Here is a 22,347-nt window from a genome sequence, read left to right as displayed (position 1 = left end):
CCCTCCACTTCATTTCTACTTCGTATTGTACCATATACACGGAACGAAAAGCGAAAAATACGAACAAATATTCTATAAAAAAACCTGCCCATTTGGACAGGTTTACGACCGTTTTTGTTTCTCGACCATTTGTTTTGCATATAAAAATCCGACAATGAGCGACGCCAAATCTGCAACAATTTCATACAACTGATCCGTATATCCTTTCACGTATGACGCCACTAACAAAGCGACAGTCAGCAATGTCCCGACATAATGGTTATACGTAACCCGCGTAAAAAAAATGACTAACAACGCCGGCACAATTAATGCTAACACAAACCACATGTTTACCCCTCATCTCTTACGAATAACAGTCCGAGTTCGTGATGCTCTCCTTCAAATAAAGCGGTTTGCGCAAAACGAACTTCCCCGTTCTCGTTTAGTACTTCTAGCTTACAAAACGCTCGATTTTGTTGCAACGCCGCGTAAAATTCATCTTCCGTCGCCACTGGTGCGCCATTCACCTTCACGATGACTTCTCCAACAGAAAGCGCCATTTTATCCGCTGGCGTGTTCGGCAACACCCCTAAAATGACAAGCCCCGTTGCACGCTTCGTAAAATATGGCGGACATTTTTGTTCATATAACTTCGCTGATAAAGCAATCCATTCTCTCCATAAAATAGCCACTACAGCAGCGACGATTGCGAGCGGCTTTATCCAATAGCTAGCAATCGCCAATAAACTGACGACACACGCTAACAAACCGATGCGCTTGGCCGTCCACTTCGCTAAATGCACAGGTAGCCCCGTTTGCACGCGTTGTGAAAAACCAAGCAAAAACGGAACGAGCACGAACGAATACGTATTGCCATCAGAAATGATTGGCCACCACGCCGCAAACGATTGCACGCCATCCCCCGGCACAGGGATGAACAACGGAACAAGCCAGAGCCGCTGAACGAACTGCTCCCCGATCACAAGCCCTCGCTTACTCGTCACAAGACGAGGAGAACTTAGCTCTGCTCCTTCCCGATCAACGAGCCACATTTCGATAAACAAAAGCAACCCGATGAGAAACGCGACAGCTGTCACATTCGTTTCTGTCATATGTGGGAAAAAACGCGTAAAAAACGGCTGCGTCCACTCTGTTTGCGCAAAAAAACTAACGGTAAATATGACGATACTCCCGACATACGCAGCCGATAACAACCGAAGCTGCATAAACAAACTGCATACGATCGTGACGATTGTCCAAAAAACGAGCGTATCATTCGGAAGAACGACCCCAATCCCAACCGTCACAAGCGAAAAAATGAGCGCAAACCAGCTGCGCGAGCGAATAAGTGCACGCCACTCACGCGATGATCGGTACACGCGCGTATGAAAATCTCGCCGTTCTCGTTGTACGCGACGCCAGCCGATAAACAATGCCAACATGACCGCATAATATAATAACGGTTGTAGCCAAAACGTTCCGAATGCTTTCAACCATGCGATTCCCCATTCCATTTCCATCATCTCCATTTTTTCCGATCGTCTATTTTGTATTGTAACAAATTTCAAACGTTTATGGTTGACGAAAATTCACTTTCTTTGCCGAATGAACACTAGTTTTGTCAACAAACAAGGAATTTCATAAAAAGTGGCTAACTGTTTGTTCATACATGACCGGAAGGAGCGTGGAACGATGGAGTTAAAAACGAGCGCAGTGGCAAAGCGGCTTGGCGTATCAACGAAAACTGTACAACGATGGGTGAAAAAATATAACATTCCGTGCACAAAAAATGAAGCAGGACATTACGTATTTACGAACGAAGCGATCGAACAGTTAGAAAAATATAAATTTCTCGGCGTGGATGAAGAAGAAAAAGAGCACATAGAACAACGTCTTGATGAACTTGAACGAAAAATAGAACAAAAAGCAGATGACGTCGTTTCTTTTCAGTTGCTGCAACATCGACGGGAAATGGAAGAAATGCTCCAACATATCCAACAGCTCGAACAGCGCATTGCTGAGCTTGAACGGCAAAAACAAGCCGAACCGATCATCGAACAACGAACAAAACAAAAACGACGCGGCATCATCAGCTTCTTTTTATAAAATATCCCCCTGCCTATAAAGGCGAGGGGGATTTTGTTTATTTTCCAATGAGTTGTAACGCTTTTTTCAATTGTTCGTCGTATCGTTCGTCGCGAACCGCTTCCATCACTTTTGTTTGCAACATATTCGCTGTTTGCTTATCAATTTTTCCTGTCGCTTGTAAGCCGTTTGCTTTTTGGAACGCTTGAACTGCCTGTTCTGTTTGTTTGCTAAAGTAGCCGTCTTCACGTCCTGGATCAAAACCGAGACCTTTTAACATTTGTTGCGCGCTTTTCACTTGTTCGTTATTCATGTCATATGCTAAAGGTTTGTCGATTTGAAGCGGATGCGCATAGAAAAAGTCAGGCTGTTTCACTTGAACATTCGGTTGAATTCCCTTTTCATGAATCCAGTTTCCATTTGGCGTCAACCATTTGTATAACGTTAATTTTATATGGCTTCCGTCATTCATCGGCAACGCTTGTTGAACTGTTCCTTTTCCAAACGTCTTTTCACCAACGAGCATATAACCGCCCGCTTCTTTTAACGCCGCCGCTAAAATTTCCGATGCCGATGCACTTCCGTTATCGATCAACACGACAATAGGATATGGTTTTTTCTTTGTCATATTTGAGAAAAACTGTTGTTTATCGCCGTCGCGTTCTTCAATTTGTACATACGGTTTTTCTTTTGTCACAAGCTCTTTTAAAATGTCTTCCACACTTTGCAAGTAGCCGCCTGGATTGCCACGTACATCGATGATCAGCCCCGCGATGCCTTTTTCCTCAAATTCCGCTAACTTCTTTTTAAAATCTTCGGCCGTTTTTTCCGCAAACGATGTAATTTCAATATAGCCAATTTGCTTGCCGTTTGCTTGTTTGATGGATGCATATACCGTCTCAATCGGAATTTCATCGCGCACAACTTCAATCGTCAATACGCCGCTTACTCCCGGTCGAACGACTTCTAAGCGAGCGACCGTTCCTTTTTTCCCGCGAATTTTTAATACCGCTTCATATAAATCAAGCCCTTCTAAACTTTCACCATTCACTTTAATAATTTGATCGTTCGGACGAAGCCCTGCTTTTTCTGCAGGCGATCCTTTAAACGGCGCAACGATCGTCACTTTGCCGTCAACCATGCTTACTTCCGCTCCGATTCCTTCAAAAGAAGAGTCGAGCGACTCGTTAAATCGTTCCGCTGTTTCTTTATCCATATAAACGGAATACGGATCTTTTAACGTCGCAATCATTCCTTGAATCGCTCCGTCAATGAGCTGTTTGTCATCGACGTCATGAACGTATTTTTGTTTAATCATGCTGTATGCTTGTTCAATTTTTTGAAGCTGTTCGTCCGTCGTTTTCTCCGTTGTCGTTGGAATATCGATCGTCATCGTTGACGTATCGGAAGAAAGCGACTGCATGCCGACATACGTCACACCAGAACCGAACAACATCGATAAAACCATTAGTGCTGCGATAGTTTTTTTGTTCATCGTTTGCCTCCTCACCCTTCGATACATGAAAGGCATCACACCGTGTGCGATGCCTGTTTGTTTTCATTATATGAATAGCTTGTACGGTTCATAACTATGATAAAGGATGTATTTATTTTACACCGATCGTGTCATTTTCTCAACCAATACGTAAAAGCACAGCAAACAAGCTGTGCTTTAGAATGGAACATATTTTAGAGGGTCTACTGCATTTGATTTCGATGCATTCCAAGGACCGCGATGCAACTCAAAATGCAAGTGCGCACCGAACGAACGACCTGTGTTCCCCATATAGCCGATCATTTGTCCTTTGCTGACGTTTTGTCCTTCGCCAACAAGACGTGATTCTAAATGAGCATATACTGTCGTATATACTTGTCCATCAATGTAGTGCATGATAAAAATAACGTTTCCATAGCTTGATGAATAATATGAGCGATACACGTAACCATCAGCTGCTGCAACGACAGGAACGCTAGCACCGCGTTTGCCAATGTCAATGCCGTAATGGAATTCACCCCAACGAGGTCCAAATGTCGATGTAATTGGACCGTTTGCTGGACGCATAAACGCTCCGTCTGTTACAGGAGGCAAACTTCCTCCATCGCTTCCAGACGAACCACGGCTCGATAATGAGCGTTTCCGTGCTTCTTCTTGCTCTTTTTGCCGGCGAATCATTTGTTGCAATTGGCTTTTCATCGCCGCTTCTTGTTTTTCAAGCAACTCTTTTTCTTCTTCTAAAGCGAGTTGTTTTTCTTCTTCATGTTGTTGCTCTTCTTTTAACTGCGCCATTAATTTTTCTTTTTCTGCGATTTGCTTGTTTAACGTCTGTTTTAATTGTTGAAGCTCAGTTAGCTGCTTTTGCAAGCTGACTAACTGATCGTTTAATTGTTGTTCCTTCGCTTCTTTTAACGCCTTATCTGCTTCTTGCTCTTTAATGATTTGACGATCTGCTTCAAAAATAGTCGCAACTGCGCTCATGCGGTCGATAAAGTCGCTAAAACTTTTCGCTCCAAGCAACACGTCTAAATAGCTCACGACACCGCCGCTTTCTTGCAATGAACGCGCGCGCTCTTTCAGCAATTCGTTACGCTGTTCAATGCGAGCAGCGACTTCTTCAATTTCTTTTTTCAGCGCAACGATTTGTTGCTTCGTTTCCTCTATGCTTTGTTGTTTCGCCCGAATGTTGGCGCTCGTTTCTTCTACCGCCAAATCGAGCTTTTTGATTTCCGCATTCACTTTTTCTTGTTCTGCTTTTAATCGTTCAATTTCTTGTTGCGACTGCTCTAATTTACTTTCAAGCGATGATTGTTTTTGTTGCACACTTTTAATTTCTTGCTTCTTTTGTTGAATGTCGCGATTTGTTACTGCATATGCAGGCGCTGCAACACTTGTAAACAGCATTACAGCTGCAACGATCGTTCCCCATCTGTTTCGCACCGTAAATCCCTCTCTCTTTCTATACTTTTAAAAATCGTCTCACTGACATCATGCTTCCCCACATGCCGATGCACGCTCCTAATAAAACGAGCACAGCTGCCAACTGCCATGCAAACGGATAAAATGGGAGAAGTTGAAAAAATGTATCTTTCAACTTTGGATACAATAAATCAAATACGTACGAGTAAGCGGAAAGAACGATAATGATCGGAATGACTGAACCGAAAATGCCAAGCCATAGTCCTTCAAGGAAAAACGGCCAGCGAATAAACCCATTTGTCGCACCTACTAATCTCATAATCTCGATTTCGCGACGGCGGGCAAAAATCGTAATTTTAATTGTGTTCGAGATGAGAAACATCGCTGTAAATAACAACCCGATAATAAGCGCTAATCCGACATTGCGAATCGTTTTCGTTGCGGCAAATAGTTTTTCAATTTGCCCTTTTCCGTATTTCACTTTGCCGACAGATGGCAACGGTTCAATTTGCTTTGCGATTTTTTCTGTATCAAGCGGATTTTTCGCTTTCACGATAAATACATCGCTTAACGGGTTATCTTGTTCAAATAAACGGAATGACTTTCCGTCTTCTCCGAAACTTTCAATCAACTTTTGCAATTCTTCGTCTTTCGATGAATACGTTACTTTTTCGACGCCAGAAAGAGCTTCTAACTTCGCTCTGAGCGCATCTTTATCTGCTTCTGTCGCACTTAAATCGACGTGCACACGAATTTCGACGTCGCGCTCAATTTGTTTCGTTATATGTTGAATATTGAGCATAATGACGAGAAATACACCGACAAGCAAAAGCGTCACCGTGACAGCACTAATGGACGCAAACGTCATCCAACCGTTTCGTCCGAGACTTTTTAAACTTTCACGGAAATGACGGCGAAGGGTGTTAAGTTTCATAGCCATATTCCCCCTTCACTTCATCGCGCGCAATTTTCCCGCGTTCAATCGCAATAACGCGCTTACGAATCGTATTGACAATTTCACGGTTATGCGTTGCCATCACAATCGTCGTTCCCCGATCGTTAATGCGCTCAAAAATGTCCATGATTTCCCACGATGTATCCGGATCTAAATTTCCTGTCGGCTCGTCGGCAATGACAATCGACGGATTGTTGACGATCGAACGGGCAATTGACACGCGCTGCTGTTCTCCGCCCGATAATTCGTTTGGATAAAAGCGCGCTTTATGTTTTAACCGCACTAAGTCAAGCACTTCCATGACGCGCTTGCGAATGTTTTTTGGCGATTCCTCAATGACTTCCAAAGCAAACGCCACGTTTTCATATACCGTTAACTTTGGGAGAAGCTTGAAGTCTTGAAAGACAATGCCGATGTTTCGACGAAGCAACGGTACTTTGCTGTCTTTGATATTCGCTAAGTTCACGCCGTTAATCATAATTTTTCCGCTTGTCGGTTTTTCTTCGCGATACATCATTTTAATAAACGTCGATTTCCCAGCGCCGCTCGGACCGACGACATATACAAATTCTCCTTGCTTAATACGAACGGAAATTCCGTTTAATGCGATCACTCCGTTCGGATACGTTTTATATACATCTTGCATTTCAATCATAAGCAACCACCTAAGTATTCGATGTTTTTCTACATATTCCTGCAAAATTCTTACCTCGTCCATTATATCATCATTTCCGACAAAAAGGGGGTGAATTTTATTTACAGTTATATTTCAAGAGTGTTACAAACGAAAAGAGGATGCTCCCATTGGCATCCTCTTACTTTTTCGCTGCTAACCATTCCGCTACTTTATCAACATCGTCGCCTTGGATTAAACCACCTGGCATACCGCCGCGACCGTTTGCGATAATATTTTTAATTTCGTCTTGTGAATATTTTCCGCCTACTTTATCAAGTGCAGGACCAACGCCACCTTCTAAATTTTGTCCGTGACAGCTTGCACATGATTTTTTGTAAACGGCTTCTGCGGCTGAAGCTGTGTCCCCGCCACCATTTGCTGGTTTTTCGCTCGCGTTATCCCCTCCGCCACAGGCAGCTAACACGATTGCTGTGCCAGCAAATAAGCTAAGTAGCTTTTTCTTCATACGAAATCCCCCTTGTCAACATTTTCATACACTTCTATTATATCGCATCGTTTTTACGTTAGGCACGTTTAAATCCTTCACCAAGCACTTCCGCCGCATCCATAACGACGACAAATGCAGACGGATCAATGGTTTTCACTAATTGTTTCAATTTTGTGAACTCACTTTGTGCCACAACGCACATGAGCATCGTGCGCTCTTTTTCTGTATATCCGCCGTATGCATGTAGTTTTGTCACACCGCGGTCAATTTTATGCAAAATCGCTTCTCGCACTTGTTCTTCTTTCGTTGTAATAATCATCGCCATTTTTGAATTGCCGAAACCAACTTGAACAAAGTCAATTGTTTTACTCGTCACAAATAACGCAATTAATGCATATAGCGCCCGTTCTAAATCAAACACAAACGCCGCTGTTAAAACAATTAAGCCATCAATTAAAATAACGCACGTCCCTAACGATAACCCTGTATATTTATGAATAATTTGAGCAGCTAAATCGGTTCCCCCTGTCGATGCGCGACCACGAAAAACAATGCCTAATCCTACGCCGACGCCAATGCCGCCAAATAATGCCCCAAGCAACGGATCATGCGTTGCTGGTGCCACATCACGTGTCAAATAAACGACAAACGGTAAAAAGGCAGTACCAACTAACGTTTTTACACCAAACTGCTTTCCGAGCAATAGCACACCTGCAATAAATAATGGAATGTTAAGCGCCCATTGTACGTACGCTGGCTGCCAACCGAGCGTCGCATGTAAAATCGTACTGATGCCGCTTACCCCACCTGATGCGACACGATTCGGAAGTAAAAATAAATTGAACGCAACGGCCACAACGGCCGAGCCGACAAGAATATATACGTATTCTAGCACTTTTTCAACAAATGGATTTGTTATGTTGCTTCTTTTTCGCATGCCTCTCACCTTCCTTTGTGAGTATAGCATGCCCGATATAGGAAGTAAATGACATCGAATTAACGCAATAATGATTTAATATAGTGAAGTCAATATACATCTCCTCGATTTCCAATGGCCTCGATGTAAATCATTTGCTCGTGGTGATCAATGCGGAAAAGAATGCGGTATGTGCCAACACGTAAACGGTACAAACCTTGGTGTCCTCTCATTTTTTTAATGTCTCCTTGAGGAGGAATGTGAAGCAATCCTTTTAACGCTATAGCTATCCGTTCTTGTACTTCTTTCTCTTGCTTAGCAAGAAACTTTACCGCTTCCTTACGGTAAATCAATTTGTAAGCCAAATTCACGTTTTGCATCACCACCGGTCACATATCCTTCATCCCCTTGTAACTGGCGTTTTTCTTGCTCTGTTAACAATGCTTCTTCTTCACTTACTTCTTCCAGTTCATCCCACCATTGATGATGTCCTTTTGCTCTTTGCAGTAAATGCAATAAAAATTCATAGGCTAACTGTCGATCGGATTCACTTAACTGTTCAATCATCCCATGGAGCACTTTTTTGTCTACTGCCATGTCATTCCCTCCTTTCGTTATGTCCAAATTATCACTCTCTGTTTTAGTCGTCAATAATAAAAAGGTGCCCATGTCGGACACCTTATCCTTGTTTTAATTTTGAGCGTAAATATGCGTCGATAAAGACATCAATTTCTCCGTCCATCACTGCTTGCACATTTCCGACTTCAGTATTTGTTCGATGATCTTTTACAAGCGAGTACGGATGAAACACGTAAGAACGAATTTGGCTTCCCCAGCCAATTTCTTTTTGTTCGCCGCGAATTTCTGCGAGCTCCGCCTGTTGTTCCTCTAACTTCTTTTGATACAACTTCGCCTTTAACATATTCATCGCTTTTTCGCGGTTTTTAATTTGCGAACGTTCCGATTGGCATGTGACGACAATGCCTGTTGGAATATGTGTAATGCGTACCGCCGAATCTGTCGTATTGACGTGCTGACCGCCGGCACCGCTCGAACGATACGTATCGACTTTTATTTCATCTGGGCGCACGTCAATTTCAATGTTGTCATCAAATTCAGGTACAACTTCACACGAAACGAACGATGTATGACGGCGACCAGAAGCGTCGAACGGTGAAATGCGCACGAGGCGATGGACGCCTTTTTCCGCTTTTAAATATCCGTATGCATTATGCCCTTTAATTAGCAACGTGACACTTTTAATTCCTGCTTCCTCACCCGGTAAATAATCGAGCGTTTCTACTTTATACCCTTTTTTCTCCGCCCAGCGCGTATACATGCGCAACAACATCGATGCCCAGTCTTGTGACTCCGTTCCACCTGCGCCAGGATGAAGTTCTAAAATGGCGTTATTTTTATCGTACGGTTCGTTTAACAACAATTGCAGTTCAAATTCACTAAAGTCTTTCGATAATTTTTTCGCCTCAGACACGAGCTCTTTTTGCAATTCTTCATCTGGCTCTTCTTTGACAAGCTCGTACGTCACTTCTAAATTTTCAAATCGCTCTTCAAGCGAACGAAACTCACCAACTAAATCTTTCAGCGCATTTGCTTCACTAATGACCGCTTGGGCAGCTTTTTGATCGTCCCAAAAATTAGGGGCGGCCATTTGTGCTTCTAGCTGTTCAATGCGCGCTTCTTTCGTTTCGAGGTCAAAGAGACCCCCTAATATCCGCTAATCGCTTAGCCATTTTCTCAAGCTCTTGCTTAATTTCTACTAAATCGATCATGTCATTCACCTCAACCATTATTGTATTCAAACGTCATCACGAACGCAACATAACGAAAGCGAGGGAAATCCCCTCACTTATCGTCCGCAACAATGTTTATATTTTTTCCCGCTTCCGCATAGGCACGGATCATTTCGACCAACTTCTACTGCTTTTTTCACCGGCTTGCGCTTCACTTCTTCGCCTTCTTTCGGATGAACCGCCTCACCTTTCGCCACTTCTTGCCGCTCAAGGTTGTTTTCAATTTCCGCTTTCATAATGTAACGTGCGACTTCTTCTTCAATAGAAGCGATCATCGCTTCAAACATCGCATATCCTTCCATTTGATATTCACGCAACGGATCAATTTGACCGTACGCACGCAAATGAATACCTTGGCGCAACTGTTCCATCGCATCAATATGTTCCATCCATTTCATATCGACGGCACGCAAGACGATGACGCGCTCAAACTCGCGCATTTGCTCGGCTGGAATGCGGCTTTCTTTTTCATCGTAACGTGCGCGCACTTTATTCCAAATGAGTTCAATCATTTCTTCTGGATCTTTACCACGCAAGTCGTTGATCGTCACATCCCCTTCAGAAAGAAGGTTCGCTTGCACATAATCAACAATCGCTTGCACATTCCATTCTTCTGGCATTTCATCTTCTGGCGTATGCGTACGTACGACGCGCTCGATGACCGACTGAATCATTTTTTCAACAATATCGCGCAAGTTTTCCGAATCAAGCACTTGGAAACGTTGGCGATAAATAATTTCACGTTGTTCACGCAATACGTCGTCGTACTGCAATAGTTGTTTACGTGCATCAAAGTTGTTTCCTTCGACACGTTTTTGTGCCGACTCGACTGCTTTTGAAACGATTTTACTTTGAATTGGCTGTGAATCGTCCATGCCTAAACGATCCATCATCGCCATCATATTTTCCGAACCGAAGCGGCGCATCAGTTCATCTTCAAGCGACAAGTAAAATTGCGATACCCCCGGATCTCCTTGACGACCAGAACGACCGCGCAGCTGATTATCAATACGGCGGCTTTCGTGACGTTCTGTCCCGATGACCGCTAAACCGCCAAGCTCACGCACCCCTTCGCCAAGTTTAATGTCCGTTCCGCGTCCTGCCATGTTCGTCGCAATCGTTACCGCACCTTTTTGACCTGCTTGAGCGATAATTTCTGCCTCTTTCGCGTGGTTTTTCGCATTTAATACGTTATGACGAATACCGCGCTTCGTTAACATGCTTGACAACAATTCAGACGTTTCAATCGACACTGTACCGACAAGAACAGGTTGTCCTTTCGCGTGACGTTCCGCAATATCCTCGACAACCGCACGAAACTTTCCTTCCATCGTGCGATAAATTAAATCTGGACGATCATCACGAATGACCGGTTTATTTGTCGGAATGACGATCACTTGCATATTGTAAATGTTGCGGAATTCTTCTTCTTCTGTTTTCGCTGTTCCCGTCATACCAGCAAGCTTCTCATACATACGGAAATAGTTTTGGAACGTAATCGTCGCAAGCGTCATTGATTCATTTTGAATCTCAAGTCCTTCTTTTGCTTCGATCGCTTGATGAAGCCCATCGCTATATCGGCGTCCACGCATGAGACGACCTGTAAACGGGTCAACGATGACGATTTTTCCGTCCTCAACGACGTAATCGACGTCGCGCTGCATGACAACGTGCGCACGCAACGCTTGGTTAATATGATGGTTTAACGTCACATGTTTTAAATCGAATAAGTTGTCGATTCCAAACGCACGCTCTGCTTTGTTCATTCCTTCTTCAGTAAGCTGCACACTCTTCGTTTTTTCATCGTACGTATAATCGACATCTCGTTTTAATGTGCGGACGAACGCATTCGCTTGAATGTACAATTTTGTAGACTTTTGCGCTGTCCCTGAAATAATGAGCGGCGTACGTGCTTCGTCAATTAAAATGGAGTCGACTTCGTCAATAATCGCATAATGAAGCGGACGTTGCACCATATGTTCTTTATATAACACCATGTTATCGCGCAAATAGTCGAAACCAAATTCGTTATTCGTTCCATATGTAATATCAGCGTTGTAAGCCGCTTGTTTTTCTTCGCGCGACATATTGCTTAAATTTAGTCCGACAGATAAACCTAAAAACTGATACAATCTGCCCATTTCGTGTGCGTCGCGGCTTGCTAAGTATTCGTTTACCGTCACGACATGGACGCCTTTTCCTGTTAATGCATTTAAATAGACAGGCATCGTTGCGGTTAACGTTTTTCCTTCCCCTGTCTTCATTTCAGCAATGTTGCCTTCATGAAGCGCGATGCCCCCCATTAATTGCACTTTATACGGATACATGCCAAGCACGCGCTTTGCTGCTTCGCGAACGACCGCAAACGCTTCGACAAGCAGATCATCGAGCGTTTCACCTTTTTCAAGACGAGCTTTAAATTGTTCTGTTTTTTGACGCAATTCGTCATCAGAAAGCTGCGCCATTTGCGGACCGAGCGCATCAATTTCATTCGCAATTTTTTCTAATCGCGCAATTTGCCGTTTATTCGGATCAAACACTTTTTTTAACATTCCAAGCATACAAAAACGCCCCTTGCTTATATAGTCGCTAATTACCATCATATCACTTACAAGAAAAGGTGACAACTCATACGGAAAAAGAGAACATGTGGGAAAAAAGAAAAAAACCAGCTTCTTCGCTGGATTACACTTGCGATTGTAGTTGTTCGATGGAGGCTTCGACTCTGAGTAAGCGCTTGTTGAGGGCGTAAATTTCAAATCCTTTTTCGTCAATCTTTTTGTAAATGTTTTGCAGTAATGTGCGCACATCGTCGGCTAGTTGAATTTCTAAACGTTGCACCGTTTCTTTTACGTCGCTTAGTTGTGTTTCCACATGCTCGAGACGTTTCTTGACATCGCACATCTCTTCCTCAAGGCGACTGATACGCTCATTCGTTTCTTTCATTTCTTGTTCAAGCGCATCTAACCGGCTTTCCATGTTAGCAAAACGTTCATCAATTTGCGCAAACCGTTTGTCAATCTGAGCAAATCTTTCATCAACTTGCTTAAATCTTTCATCAACTTGCTTAAATCTTTCATCGATCTGAGCAAATCTTTCATCAATTTGTTTAAATCTTTCATCGATTTGGGCGAATCGTTCGTCAATTTGAGCAAAACGCTCATCAATTTGCTGAAATCTCTCATCAATCTGCGCAAATCTTTCGCGCACTTCTTGTTGAAACTGCAGAAAATGACTTTCAATACTTGTCAACTTCCCTAAAATTTCACGTAAGATTGCTTCCACCTTTTTTCACCTCCTTTCACATTATACCACCCTCTGTCTTTCGTCGACAGAGGGTGGATAGGATTAGTTCGCTTCAATTAAGCCGTATTTACCATCTTTTCGTTTGTAAACAACGTTTGTGCGGTTTGTTTCCGCGTTAATAAAGACGTAAAAGTTATGGCCAAGCATATTCATTTGCAAAATGGCTTCTTCGCTATCCATCGGCTTTAAACTGAAACGCTTCGTACGTACAACTTCAAATTCTTCTTCCTCATGCTCTTCTGTTGCGACAGGAGCGGTTGTCGTAAGTGTCAAACCGTTTGCTTCTTTTTCACGCATTTTTCGGTTCACTTTCGTTTTATGTTTACGAATTTGGCGTTCGAGTTTATCGACGACCAAATCAATTGCCGCATACATATCGTCATGGCGCTCTTCCGCACGCAATACAATTTGTGGCATTGGGATCGTTACTTCAATTTTCGATTGTTTATCGTTATATACCTTTAAATTAACGTGAACAGTAACTCCTTCAGTCGTTTCAAAATAACGTTCTAATTTCCCAATTTTTTTCTCAACATACTCTCGAATCGCTTGTGTAACCTCGATGTTTTCTCCGCGAATGTTGTATTTCATACGCTGTTCCTCCTTTTATGAAAGGTTGATTACTTATTTCTACAATTCCCTACAAAACTCCTTCTCAATCGTCACATTTTTTGTGAAAAAATGATGAACAGGATAGCCAACCTTATCCATATCAACAAACATGTTTAGAGACTATCCAAAACATATTGTGGAGACGGCTTTGATGAACAAAAAAGACGGATATTTCTACCCGTCCCTAATTTTTCAAAGCTCACTAGCTATTTATTGTTTTTTGTCATAAAACCGTCCATCACTTATTTCTACTTGTTCAAACAAGTTTATATACATTTTCTGTAATTTCTTTTTCTCAGTCCATTTCTTTAAGTCACTTCTTATTTCTTCGTATAAACGATGCATTTCTTTTTGAATATTGTTTTCCATCTCTACAAATTTCCTAGCTTTCGGGTGATCTTTTAACTGATAGCCGTTTTTCTTCTTTATCTCTTCAATGATTTTTTCTCGTTCATCGATTAATTGCAAAACATGTTGAACCTTCCCATCTCGATCGTCATTCTCATGCTGCAAAACATTCAATAAAGTCTCCGAACAAGAAAAAAGCCGATCAATCGCATCCATTTACGCTTGATCTCCTTTGAAATTTTTTTGACGATTCAACCTGATTACTTCTTTCCACGTATCACGGAACTCCATGACCAAATTTTCCACTTCTTCCACCATCAAAACATCATTTTTTATATTCGCTTGTATTAAACGATAATGCATATACTCATACATAATCATCATTTGTTTAGCTATTTCATACTCTTGATTTAGCGTCACCATAAGCTCTTGAATAATTTTTTGGGCTTTTTGTAAATTTTCATTTCGTTCATTTATACGATTTTCGTGTATTGCCTCTTTTGCCTTATTTAAAAATTTAAGGCAACCATTATAAAGCATAAGCGTTAGCTCACCCGGAGAAGCTGTACTCACACTATTTTGTTGATAAGCACGATGTGCCTGTTCCGTTGCCATGCTTACAATCACCTACCTAATTTTTTATATCATTCCTTATGACATTCCCCCGCCAAACTGTCCCATCAACCATGCTGATTGCTGATTCCCTTTTGAAATAGCTTTCTCCATCATTGAAAACTGTCTCCAATAACGTGTTTCAATATCTTGCAACCGACGTTGAAAATCGAAAATCTGCTTATCCACATTTTTTAACTGAACGCCGAGGGAATACTGATTTTCTGTATATGTCGGCTTTCCTGCCTTTTTTTCAATGTTAACAATCGTTTTCTTCACTGTATCACGAAGACGTTGCACAATCCCTCGCGTATCGGAAACAACTTGATTTGTGCCTGAATCTTTCGTTATACTCCCTATCTGCGTGAACGTTTTAACCACTTTATCCGGATCGGTTTCAAGTGCTTTTCTCAATTTCTCTTTATCAATAGTGAGCACTCCATTATTAACAATGTTATTCGTTGTAGTAATCCCTAATTCAAAAATCGTATCAACGACATCACTTCCGAGCCCATCTACTTTTCCATACAAATCACGACGCAGCTGCGATAAAGTACTTGAAATAATCGAATCGCCACGAAGTAATCCACTTTTCGCCTTTTCTTCCCAAAGCTCAATTTGTTTCTCAGACATTTCTTTTTTCTGTTCCTCTGTTAGAGGCGGATAATCTCGATATTTTTTCTCTCTTATTTTATCATTTAGGGAAGTTATTAGCTCGTTGTATTTATTAACAAATTCCTCTATCTTTCCAATCATCCCGTCAATATCTATAGAAGAAGTGACCGTCACAGGTGCCGTAGTCACAGCTTTTAATGTGTACTCTATACCGTTAATTGTAAATGTATTCGTTTGTCTTTCCATTTCTAATCCATTTAACGTGAATGAAGCATTTTCACCTCCATCTGCCAATGTAATCACATCTACAGTTCCAGATTCATCTTTAGCTGTTTTTTGAAACCCAAAAATCGTGCTAAAAATATCTTCTCCCGTCGCTGATTGAACATAAACCTCTGCTTTATTAATGTCCGTATCCAGAGTACCTGTTGTACGTGTAGAAATCCCTAGTTTCTTAGACTTCTCATCAAAAACAGCATTAATGTTTAAGCTGGATTGGTTCAGTTTTTTCACAACATCCGATACTTTATCAGTCGTCTTAAAAGCAATATCTTCTTGTTTATAAGTTCCATTAGCTTGAAGAGCAAAAATTGTAACTGTTGTATCTCCTGTAAGACCTAGATCTGCTAACGTTGCCTCAGACGTATAATCGCTCACTTCTGCAGATACACCTGTTGCAGCTTTCGCCAAACGAGCAACCTCAATCGTATTTGTAGAATCATAAGAACTAGATAAGGCTTTTACACTTACTGCTGATTCATTCGAAGAAATCGCCGTCTTTTTATATAAATTGCTTGATAACATAAAATGATTAGACAAATATGTGTCAAAATCCGCTAGTTTTTTATTCACATCCCGATATGCATCTCTTTGCCATTCAAAAACTTGCTTCTTTTGATATAATCTGTTTAATGGGATACGTTCCGCTTTCATTAAATCTCCGACAATTTTATCAATATCCATTCCACTTGCTAAACCGCCTATTCTCATCGTTGACATTGTATCATAGCCCCTTTCTAAATTTTCTCATCAATAATCATGCCTAAAAATTTTTGCATCGTATAAAAAGCATCTAACAACTTTTTTGGAGGAATTTCGCGAATCACTTCTTTTGTTTCCGTATCGATCACTTGCACATAATATTGTTCAAGCTCTTCATGAATGACAAATTGAACAGCACGATGATGTACATCAAAAAATTTGTTCAACGCATCAACTGCACCTTCTATCGTCTTTTTGGATAATTGAACACTCTGTTTGTTTTCATTTTCCAGTATATTTTTCATCACATTCAAATTTTCTTTAGAGTGCGGCATAGATGCATCATTCAAAATGGTTGAATTTGTAATTTTCATAACCTCCGTCCCCCTCGTACATTTCCTTATCATTTATATCGGCTTTACTGAAAATTTTTTAAATAGCAGTATTTACTTAACCTAAAAAAAGTCGATATATAAGATTGAGAAGAAAAGGGAGCGAGGTGATAAAGATGAAAGTACAAAATAACGCATTGATCGCCTTTTCTATGAATCGATATCAGCGCAATAATGCGATAGTCGAAAGAACACTAAACAAACTTTCTTCAGGGATGAAGATTTATCGGGCGAGTGAAGATGCAGCTGGGCTAAGTATTTCTGAAACGTTAAGAGCACAAATTAGAGGACTAGAGCAATCACAGCGCAATATGCAAGATGGGCTTTCTGTACTCAAATCTGCTGAAGAAGGGCTCATGAATGTCAACAGTCTTTTACATCGAATAAGAGAATTAGCTGTGCAAAGTGCAAATGATACTTTAAACACATCGGATCGTATAGCAAGCCAAAAAGAGCTCGATCAATTGCTACAAGCGATTGACGATACAGCAGAAAAATTAGAGTTTAATACGAAAAAGATTCTTGGTGAAAACAGGCCTTTACTCCTTCAAGTCGGAGGTAATCCCGGACAAACGATTGCTGTTGATTTAGTCGACATAAGCACAAGCAGGCTCGGCTTAAACGGCGTAACCTTATTAACACAACAAGACGCAGAACAATTGATTACAAAAGTTGATCGTGCTCTTGTCCAAGTCACGCAACATGTAACAAATGTTGGATCCGATTATGAAGCGATTGAACACCATTTAAACCACGCCATGTTGAAAGAGAGCAACTTGCTTACATCCGAATCTTTACTAAGAGATACAGATGTAGCTCGTGAGATGATGAACTACATTAGCATTACCATTCGCCAAAAAGGTGATCACTTACTTATTTCACATATAAATCGAAACGTGGAGGAAACACTAAAATTATTCAAATAATAAAAAGGTGTCCCCTAAAATAGCGGGACACCTTCTTTTGTTATAAAATTAGGAAGTATTCTTTGTGCGTCATTCTATTTGTATGCATGTATCTAAGGCAGTTTTATAACAACATGTCCCAACTTAATGGAGTTCCTTTTTTTACATCCTTCTTAGCCGTTTTTCCGATGACTAAATCATAATATTTTGGGGGTAATCCATATCCGGGACGAATAATTTTAATGTTCTCTCTCGTAAACAATTCTCCTTCTTTTATGTCTTGCGCCACATAAATCGATCTTCTAAATTTCAATGATGCTTTCTCCTTCTCCATTGGACCATACTTTACTTCCCCTAATGCCTGCCATGCTCTTTCCGTCTCTACTACAAGAGCTTTCATTTCGTCAGGTTCCATTGAAAACGCAGAATCTACCCCACCATCTGCTCTTGATAATGTGAAATGCTTTTCAATGACCGTCGCTCCTAACGCAACACTGGCAACTGCAACCCCTACTCCCATCGTGTGATCGGATAAACCGACTTGACAGTCAAATAATTCCCTCATATGCGGAATGGTTAATATATTTGTATTTTCAGGAGAGGCTGGATAGGTGCTTGTACATTTCAAAAGAACTAGATCCTTACAACCTGCTTCTCTCGCTGCTCGAACAGTTTCATCCAATTCAGCTACGGTTGCCATTCCCGTTGAAATAATCATTGGTTTACCTGTTGAAGCAACTTTCTTAATAAGTGGAATATCATTATTTTCAAAAGATGCAATCTTATACATTGGTACATCTAATTCTTCTAAAAAGTCTACTGCTGTTTCATCGAAAGGGGTGCTAAAAGGAATCATTCCTAATTCTCGGGCACGATCAAAAATAGGTTTGTGCCATTCCCAAGGAGTATAGGCTTGTTGGTATAGCTGATATAACGTATTCCCCTTCCATAAACTATCGCTATCTTCAATTTTAAATTCAGGATTTTCCAAATTCAATGTCATTGTATCCGCTGTATATGTTTGAATCTTTAACGCGTGTGCTCCAGCCTTAGCAGCTGCTTCAACAATCGCTAAAGCACGTTCTAAGGATTGATTATGGTTCCCAGACATTTCCGCAATAATAAACGGCTTATGGTTTGGACCTATAAATTTATCCATCACTTTAAAATCCATTCCTAAGTTCTCCCCATTAAAATATTATTTCTTTATCTGCTCTAAAAATCTTCTTTCCTACGATATTATTTGGTATACGCAAATGTTCCTCTTTTAATTCATTAAATAAATCAAGAATAGCCCATTGTACATCTTTAAAGCCTAACTTATGTCTGAATACTACTGTACTTGAAAATCTTGGATTTATCTCAAAAATAATCGGACCCTTTTTAGTCATTCTTAACTGAAAATTAACACTTCCTTGAAAATTTATATTTTTTGATAAACTAATAAGTAATTTTTCAATTGTATCGTTTTTCACAACTTCCGCGTAACCTGTTCTCCCTCCAGCTAATACTCTTTTGAAAATAATTGTTCGACTAATACCTTTTTTTGTACGAAAAACACCACACGTATATTCTTCATCGTCTGGTAAGAGTAACTCTTGGAAAATAAAATTTTTATAATTATTATTATTTTTGTAAAAAGAGAGATTATCATCTCGAACGATATTAACTGTTTTACTACCAGATCCATCTCTACTTTTAATTATACATGGAATTTCCAGTGGGTTTCCCTCAGATACCTCCACAGTCCATGGAAAAGGATATCCATTTTCCCTTAAGTAATTTGCTGTATGAAGTTTATCAAAACCTATTTCCATGATATTAAAGCTAGGCATTAATAACGGGACACCATTAATTTTTTTTATATTGTTTATATAAAAAAATCTAAGTTCAGGCTCAGATACTGGAATAATTAATTCTACATTGTGTTTTTTTACCAAATCACTTATTACTTCTATATAGTCAGCTTGGGTTACTCTAGGTACTTTAAAAAATGTATCATAAAAATATTCTGCAGGAAATTGGTCATTTATATCGGTACCATATATTCTATTAATCCAAGGAATTTCTCTTAATATAGTTGATATCCCTAAGCCAATATCTCCTGCACAACCTGTAATAAGAACGGAGTTTAAATACATTAATACTCTATTTGCCTCCTTAAAAGTTGTCTAGTCTATTCCGTGTTAGAATAGATTTAAGATAATCATTTTCATAGTCATATCGTTCAATATCTTCTATTAATTTACTTATGTTATAAGGTGTTCTATGTGATATATACACACTATTATCTGTATTAAAGATTCCCCAACAAGCTAAACCACCAATGTCTCTGCTTTGTCCTACAGAACCAACATTCACTAATAATCTGCCATTATAACTATAGGTGAATGGATAATGTGAATGACCTATAAATACACAATCGTGATTTGAAGCTAGATATTGATTCAATTTTTCTTGAGAACAGTCAGGATATACATATTCATCCGGACTTAAGGGTGAACCATGACACAATTTAAAACTAATGCCATCAATGTTTACTTCTTCCTCATCAGGCAAACCTATCAACCAATCTATTTCTTCACTGCTTAGTTTTTCTAAAGCGAGTTCATGTCCATATCCATATTTCATTCTAACTGTATTAATATCAATCTCTTTATTAAGAATCTTTTTTAACATTCTCTCATGATTTCCTTTTATAATTGTACATGGTAATTTTCTAATATATCTGACAACCATTTCTGGCTGATAATAATATCCTATTAGATCACCTAGCACAAAAAAATATTCAATCCCAATCTTACTAGCATGTTTAAGCACGGTATCTAGTGCGTGATAATTTCCATGAATATCAGATAAAATACCTATTTTCATTTTAGATACCCTTTCAAAATATCAATCGCAACCTCATCTGGGGATTTTAATTGTCCTAATTTTTTGTAAGATTGGAATGTTTCGAGTAATGGAAAGTCTTCTTTATCACTTTTCCTAATTACCTCTTGCATACCTGTGTCCATTACTCCAGGGTCAATATGAAATACTGTTATCTGTTTATATTCATCTTTCAAAACATCTAAAAAAGTCTTAATTGCTTTTTTAGATGAACAATAGAGACTCCAACCAGGAATCGACCGTTCCGCAGCTCCAGATGTAATATTAAGAATTTTCATCGGCATATTCCTCGGCTTGTTTTTTAGAATTACGTTTAATATATATACAACTGAAGCATAGTTTATATTAATATGTTTAAAAATCATTTCATCATCTTCAATTCTTCCTAGTCTTTTTATGGGTTCAACAACTCCAGCATTATTAATAAAAACGATTTCGTTAAATTTCTCAAAAAATTCTTTGTTCAATGTATTTTCGAAAGGATTAGAAGACGGAGTATGTGAAAGATCATAAATTACTAATTTTATTTTATTTGGGTGAACTTTTGAAAGTTGTATTTGGTCTTCTGTAAACCGTCTACCTATTATGACAATAAATGCTTTATCTTGTAATAATAGTTTTTTAAACAAAGAATAACCCAAGCCGCGCGAAACTCCTGTTATAAAAAATAAACGCAATAATGACACCTACCTCTAGTAGACTTTCATTTTTCCAAAGCTTTTGTATTGTTTTCGCAATCTATCTTTTTTCATGATCATTTATCTTTATTTTTTAATATAATGTAACAATATATTTGGTTATCCGAGACTTTAAAATTTGAATAATTCGTTTATTACTCTATATTTGCCTAAACCGTCTACTATTTCTAAAGCCTTCATAGAAGCATGTGATAAATTTATATCTTTATTTTGGAATTTATATAAGGCACTTACAATATCTTTTTCATTAACTTCTTCTGATTTGCCTAGATAATAATCGATACCAAGGCTACTTAAAGCTTGACATATTTCAATTTGGTTATAGGCTACCGAAATCAAAATGGCTGGTAATCCCATACAATACCTTTCCCATGTAGTAGACCCACCAGCACAAATAGCTAAATTCGATTGTTTCATTAATTTTGCCATATAGTCTATACCACAATGAAAGTTTATATTAGGAAAACGACTACAATAATCTTTTATTCTATATTTATAGGGATTAGAAGCTCCTACAACTACATCAATATTGATTTTATTATTATCCAATAGATTTAAAGCATGTAAAGTTTTTAAGGTTTCGTTTGTAGGATCACTCCCACCAAAAAACACTAAAATATTTTTGATCTCATCATTTTTTTTATTATTTAAAATCTTTCTTAAGTCGATAAACTCATTCCTTAATAATGCATATTCGGGACCTAAAAGTAGTTTACAATTTGAGGGGACTAAACATTTATAACGATCCTCTAAATTTAAATAATAATTTTGATCTAATAGAATATCACATAAATGCTTTCTATCTGCTAAATCGTCAATAACCATGATATGTTTACTGTAATTTATTAATTGATTTTCCCATTTATGATCTAGTGCATAGTGGTCAATAATTAACCAGTCAACGTAATGAAAATTTTTTTCAATAATTTCAATTGTTTGATGAGCATCTATCTCCCAACTTGTCTCAAGCCATTGAGCATGTTTAGTGTCACAATTATTTATTATTTTGTTTTGAGATGGTAAACAATAGACCCGGTATCCTCTCTGATTGATTAAATCGCACAAATGCCCCTTTAGTTTTCTTGAAATAAATATAACCTCATGCCCACGGTCTTTTAATTCCTCAGCCAATGTTAAACAGCGCATAACATGGCCAGTTCCTATTTGAAAAGAAGCATCAACTCTAAAAACAGCTTTCATAG

At 39.4% G+C, this 22,347-nt stretch carries 25 protein-coding genes; 2 read left to right on the top strand and 23 right to left on the bottom strand.

Translation table 11 applies throughout. From position 1 onward, the window contains the following. Positions 1-102: 102 nt before the first annotated feature. Entirely contained in the window at positions 103-327 is a 225-nt protein-coding gene (locus K1I43_RS08745; RefSeq protein WP_009362318.1) for a CsbA family protein, read from the bottom strand. 2 nt (positions 328-329) lie between these two features. Further along, positions 330-1,493 carry a PDZ domain-containing protein gene (locus K1I43_RS08740; RefSeq protein ID WP_370628348.1) on the bottom strand — a complete coding sequence of 388 codons (1,164 nt, stop codon included), beginning with the start codon at positions 1,491-1,493 and terminating at the stop codon, positions 330-332. 178 nt (positions 1,494-1,671) lie between these two features. Here K1I43_RS08740 and K1I43_RS08735 point away from each other — a divergent pair, with 178 nt between their 5' ends. Beyond that, the gene (locus tag K1I43_RS08735) at positions 1,672-2,085 is read left to right on the top strand and encodes a MerR family transcriptional regulator (RefSeq protein ID WP_041639034.1); all 414 of its coding nucleotides are present in this window, start codon (positions 1,672-1,674) and stop codon (positions 2,083-2,085) included. Positions 2,086-2,122: 37 nt separating this feature from the next. Here K1I43_RS08735 and K1I43_RS08730 read toward each other — a convergent pair whose 3' ends face one another. The 16 genes from K1I43_RS08730 to K1I43_RS08655 form a co-directional block, all read right to left on the bottom strand. Next, positions 2,123-3,559 carry a S41 family peptidase gene (locus K1I43_RS08730; protein ID WP_136260182.1) on the bottom strand — a complete coding sequence of 479 codons (1,437 nt, stop codon included), beginning with the start codon at positions 3,557-3,559 and terminating at the stop codon, positions 2,123-2,125. Between the two features lie 177 nt (positions 3,560-3,736). Continuing rightward, positions 3,737-4,999, bottom strand: a complete 1,263-nt coding sequence (locus K1I43_RS08725) for a murein hydrolase activator EnvC family protein (protein ID WP_136260181.1) — start codon at positions 4,997-4,999, stop codon at positions 3,737-3,739. A gap of 19 nt (positions 5,000-5,018) precedes the next feature. Beyond that, positions 5,019-5,912: a permease-like cell division protein FtsX gene (gene ftsX / locus K1I43_RS08720; RefSeq protein WP_035066190.1), complete on the bottom strand. Its 894-nt coding sequence runs from the start codon at positions 5,910-5,912 to the stop codon at positions 5,019-5,021. After that, complete coding sequence (gene ftsE / locus K1I43_RS08715; protein ID WP_009362324.1) at positions 5,902-6,588, bottom strand: cell division ATP-binding protein FtsE; 687 nt, start codon at positions 6,586-6,588, stop codon at positions 5,902-5,904. The genes ftsX and ftsE overlap by 11 nt, the downstream gene beginning before the upstream one ends. 160 nt (positions 6,589-6,748) lie before the next feature. Next, entirely contained in the window at positions 6,749-7,075 is a 327-nt protein-coding gene (gene cccB, locus K1I43_RS08710) for a cytochrome c551 (RefSeq protein ID WP_220382647.1), read from the bottom strand. A gap of 58 nt (positions 7,076-7,133) precedes the next feature. Beyond that, entirely contained in the window at positions 7,134-7,994 is an 861-nt protein-coding gene (locus tag K1I43_RS08705; RefSeq protein WP_035066187.1) for a YitT family protein, read from the bottom strand. A gap of 89 nt (positions 7,995-8,083) precedes the next feature. Beyond that, positions 8,084-8,344, bottom strand: coding sequence for a type II toxin-antitoxin system RelE family toxin (locus K1I43_RS08700; protein WP_020424541.1), 261 nt, complete (start codon positions 8,342-8,344; stop codon positions 8,084-8,086). After that, entirely contained in the window at positions 8,313-8,570 is a 258-nt protein-coding gene (locus K1I43_RS08695; protein WP_035066184.1) for a hypothetical protein, read from the bottom strand. Before K1I43_RS08695 ends, K1I43_RS08700 begins: the two co-directional genes overlap by 32 nt. An 82-nt stretch (positions 8,571-8,652) precedes the next feature. After that, positions 8,653-9,760, bottom strand: a protein-coding gene (prfB, locus tag K1I43_RS08690) for a peptide chain release factor 2 (protein ID WP_220382657.1) whose coding sequence is annotated in 2 segments (ribosomal slippage) — positions 8,653-9,687 and positions 9,689-9,760 — 1,107 coding nt in all. Because the reading frame shifts where the segments join, the coding sequence is not laid out codon by codon here. Positions 9,761-9,840: 80 nt separating this feature from the next. Next, positions 9,841-12,345 carry a preprotein translocase subunit SecA gene (gene secA / locus K1I43_RS08685; protein ID WP_220382646.1) on the bottom strand — a complete coding sequence of 835 codons (2,505 nt, stop codon included), beginning with the start codon at positions 12,343-12,345 and terminating at the stop codon, positions 9,841-9,843. Positions 12,346-12,469: 124 nt separating this feature from the next. Further along, on the bottom strand, positions 12,470-13,069 hold the full coding sequence (locus tag K1I43_RS08680; protein ID WP_035066164.1) for a hypothetical protein: 600 nt from the start codon (positions 13,067-13,069) through the stop codon (positions 12,470-12,472). Positions 13,070-13,132: 63 nt separating this feature from the next. Further along, entirely contained in the window at positions 13,133-13,681 is a 549-nt protein-coding gene (hpf, locus tag K1I43_RS08675; RefSeq protein ID WP_009362402.1) for a ribosome hibernation-promoting factor, HPF/YfiA family, read from the bottom strand. A 231-nt stretch (positions 13,682-13,912) separates the two neighbouring features. Then, positions 13,913-14,266 carry a flagellar protein FliT gene (gene fliT / locus K1I43_RS08670; RefSeq protein ID WP_019417493.1) on the bottom strand — a complete coding sequence of 118 codons (354 nt, stop codon included), beginning with the start codon at positions 14,264-14,266 and terminating at the stop codon, positions 13,913-13,915. After that, positions 14,267-14,665: a flagellar export chaperone FliS gene (gene fliS, locus K1I43_RS08665; protein ID WP_019417494.1), complete on the bottom strand. Its 399-nt coding sequence runs from the start codon at positions 14,663-14,665 to the stop codon at positions 14,267-14,269. Positions 14,666-14,701: 36 nt separating this feature from the next. After that, positions 14,702-16,276 carry a flagellar hook-associated protein 2 gene (locus tag K1I43_RS08660; RefSeq protein ID WP_035066161.1) on the bottom strand — a complete coding sequence of 525 codons (1,575 nt, stop codon included), beginning with the start codon at positions 16,274-16,276 and terminating at the stop codon, positions 14,702-14,704. A gap of 17 nt (positions 16,277-16,293) precedes the next feature. Next, positions 16,294-16,632 (bottom strand): flagellar protein FlaG, encoded by a 339-nt coding sequence (locus K1I43_RS08655; RefSeq protein ID WP_019417496.1) that lies wholly within the window; start codon positions 16,630-16,632, stop codon positions 16,294-16,296. 134 nt (positions 16,633-16,766) lie between these two features. Between K1I43_RS08655 and K1I43_RS08650 the strand changes: the two genes are divergently transcribed. Further along, complete coding sequence (locus K1I43_RS08650) at positions 16,767-17,576, top strand: flagellin N-terminal helical domain-containing protein (protein ID WP_019417497.1); 810 nt, start codon at positions 16,767-16,769, stop codon at positions 17,574-17,576. Positions 17,577-17,679: 103 nt separating this feature from the next. On the opposite strand, the gene pseI is transcribed toward K1I43_RS08650, so the two are convergent. From pseI to pseG, 5 genes are all read right to left on the bottom strand, one after another. Beyond that, the gene (pseI, locus tag K1I43_RS08645; protein ID WP_035066158.1) at positions 17,680-18,729 is read right to left on the bottom strand and encodes a pseudaminic acid synthase; all 1,050 of its coding nucleotides are present in this window, start codon (positions 18,727-18,729) and stop codon (positions 17,680-17,682) included. 16 nt (positions 18,730-18,745) lie between these two features. After that, positions 18,746-19,696 carry an ATP-grasp domain-containing protein gene (locus tag K1I43_RS08640; protein WP_049720904.1) on the bottom strand — a complete coding sequence of 317 codons (951 nt, stop codon included), beginning with the start codon at positions 19,694-19,696 and terminating at the stop codon, positions 18,746-18,748. Between the two features lie 19 nt (positions 19,697-19,715). Further along, positions 19,716-20,429, bottom strand: a complete 714-nt coding sequence (locus K1I43_RS08635) for a metallophosphoesterase family protein (RefSeq protein ID WP_035066155.1) — start codon at positions 20,427-20,429, stop codon at positions 19,716-19,718. Continuing rightward, positions 20,426-21,133 carry an SDR family NAD(P)-dependent oxidoreductase gene (locus K1I43_RS08630; protein WP_081957731.1) on the bottom strand — a complete coding sequence of 236 codons (708 nt, stop codon included), beginning with the start codon at positions 21,131-21,133 and terminating at the stop codon, positions 20,426-20,428. The genes K1I43_RS08635 and K1I43_RS08630 overlap by 4 nt, the downstream gene beginning before the upstream one ends. A gap of 123 nt (positions 21,134-21,256) precedes the next feature. Then, positions 21,257-22,345, bottom strand: a complete 1,089-nt coding sequence (pseG, locus tag K1I43_RS08625) for a UDP-2,4-diacetamido-2,4,6-trideoxy-beta-L-altropyranose hydrolase (protein ID WP_049720906.1) — start codon at positions 22,343-22,345, stop codon at positions 21,257-21,259. Positions 22,346-22,347: the final 2 nt, after the last annotated feature.

Source organism: Anoxybacillus sp. ST70, assembly GCF_019553625.1.
In the GTDB taxonomy this organism is placed as follows: Bacteria; Bacillota; Bacilli; order Bacillales; family Anoxybacillaceae; genus Anoxybacillus; species Anoxybacillus gonensis.
Note: the sequence above shows the minus strand (reverse complement) of the source record. Positions and strands in the feature narration are given on the sequence as shown.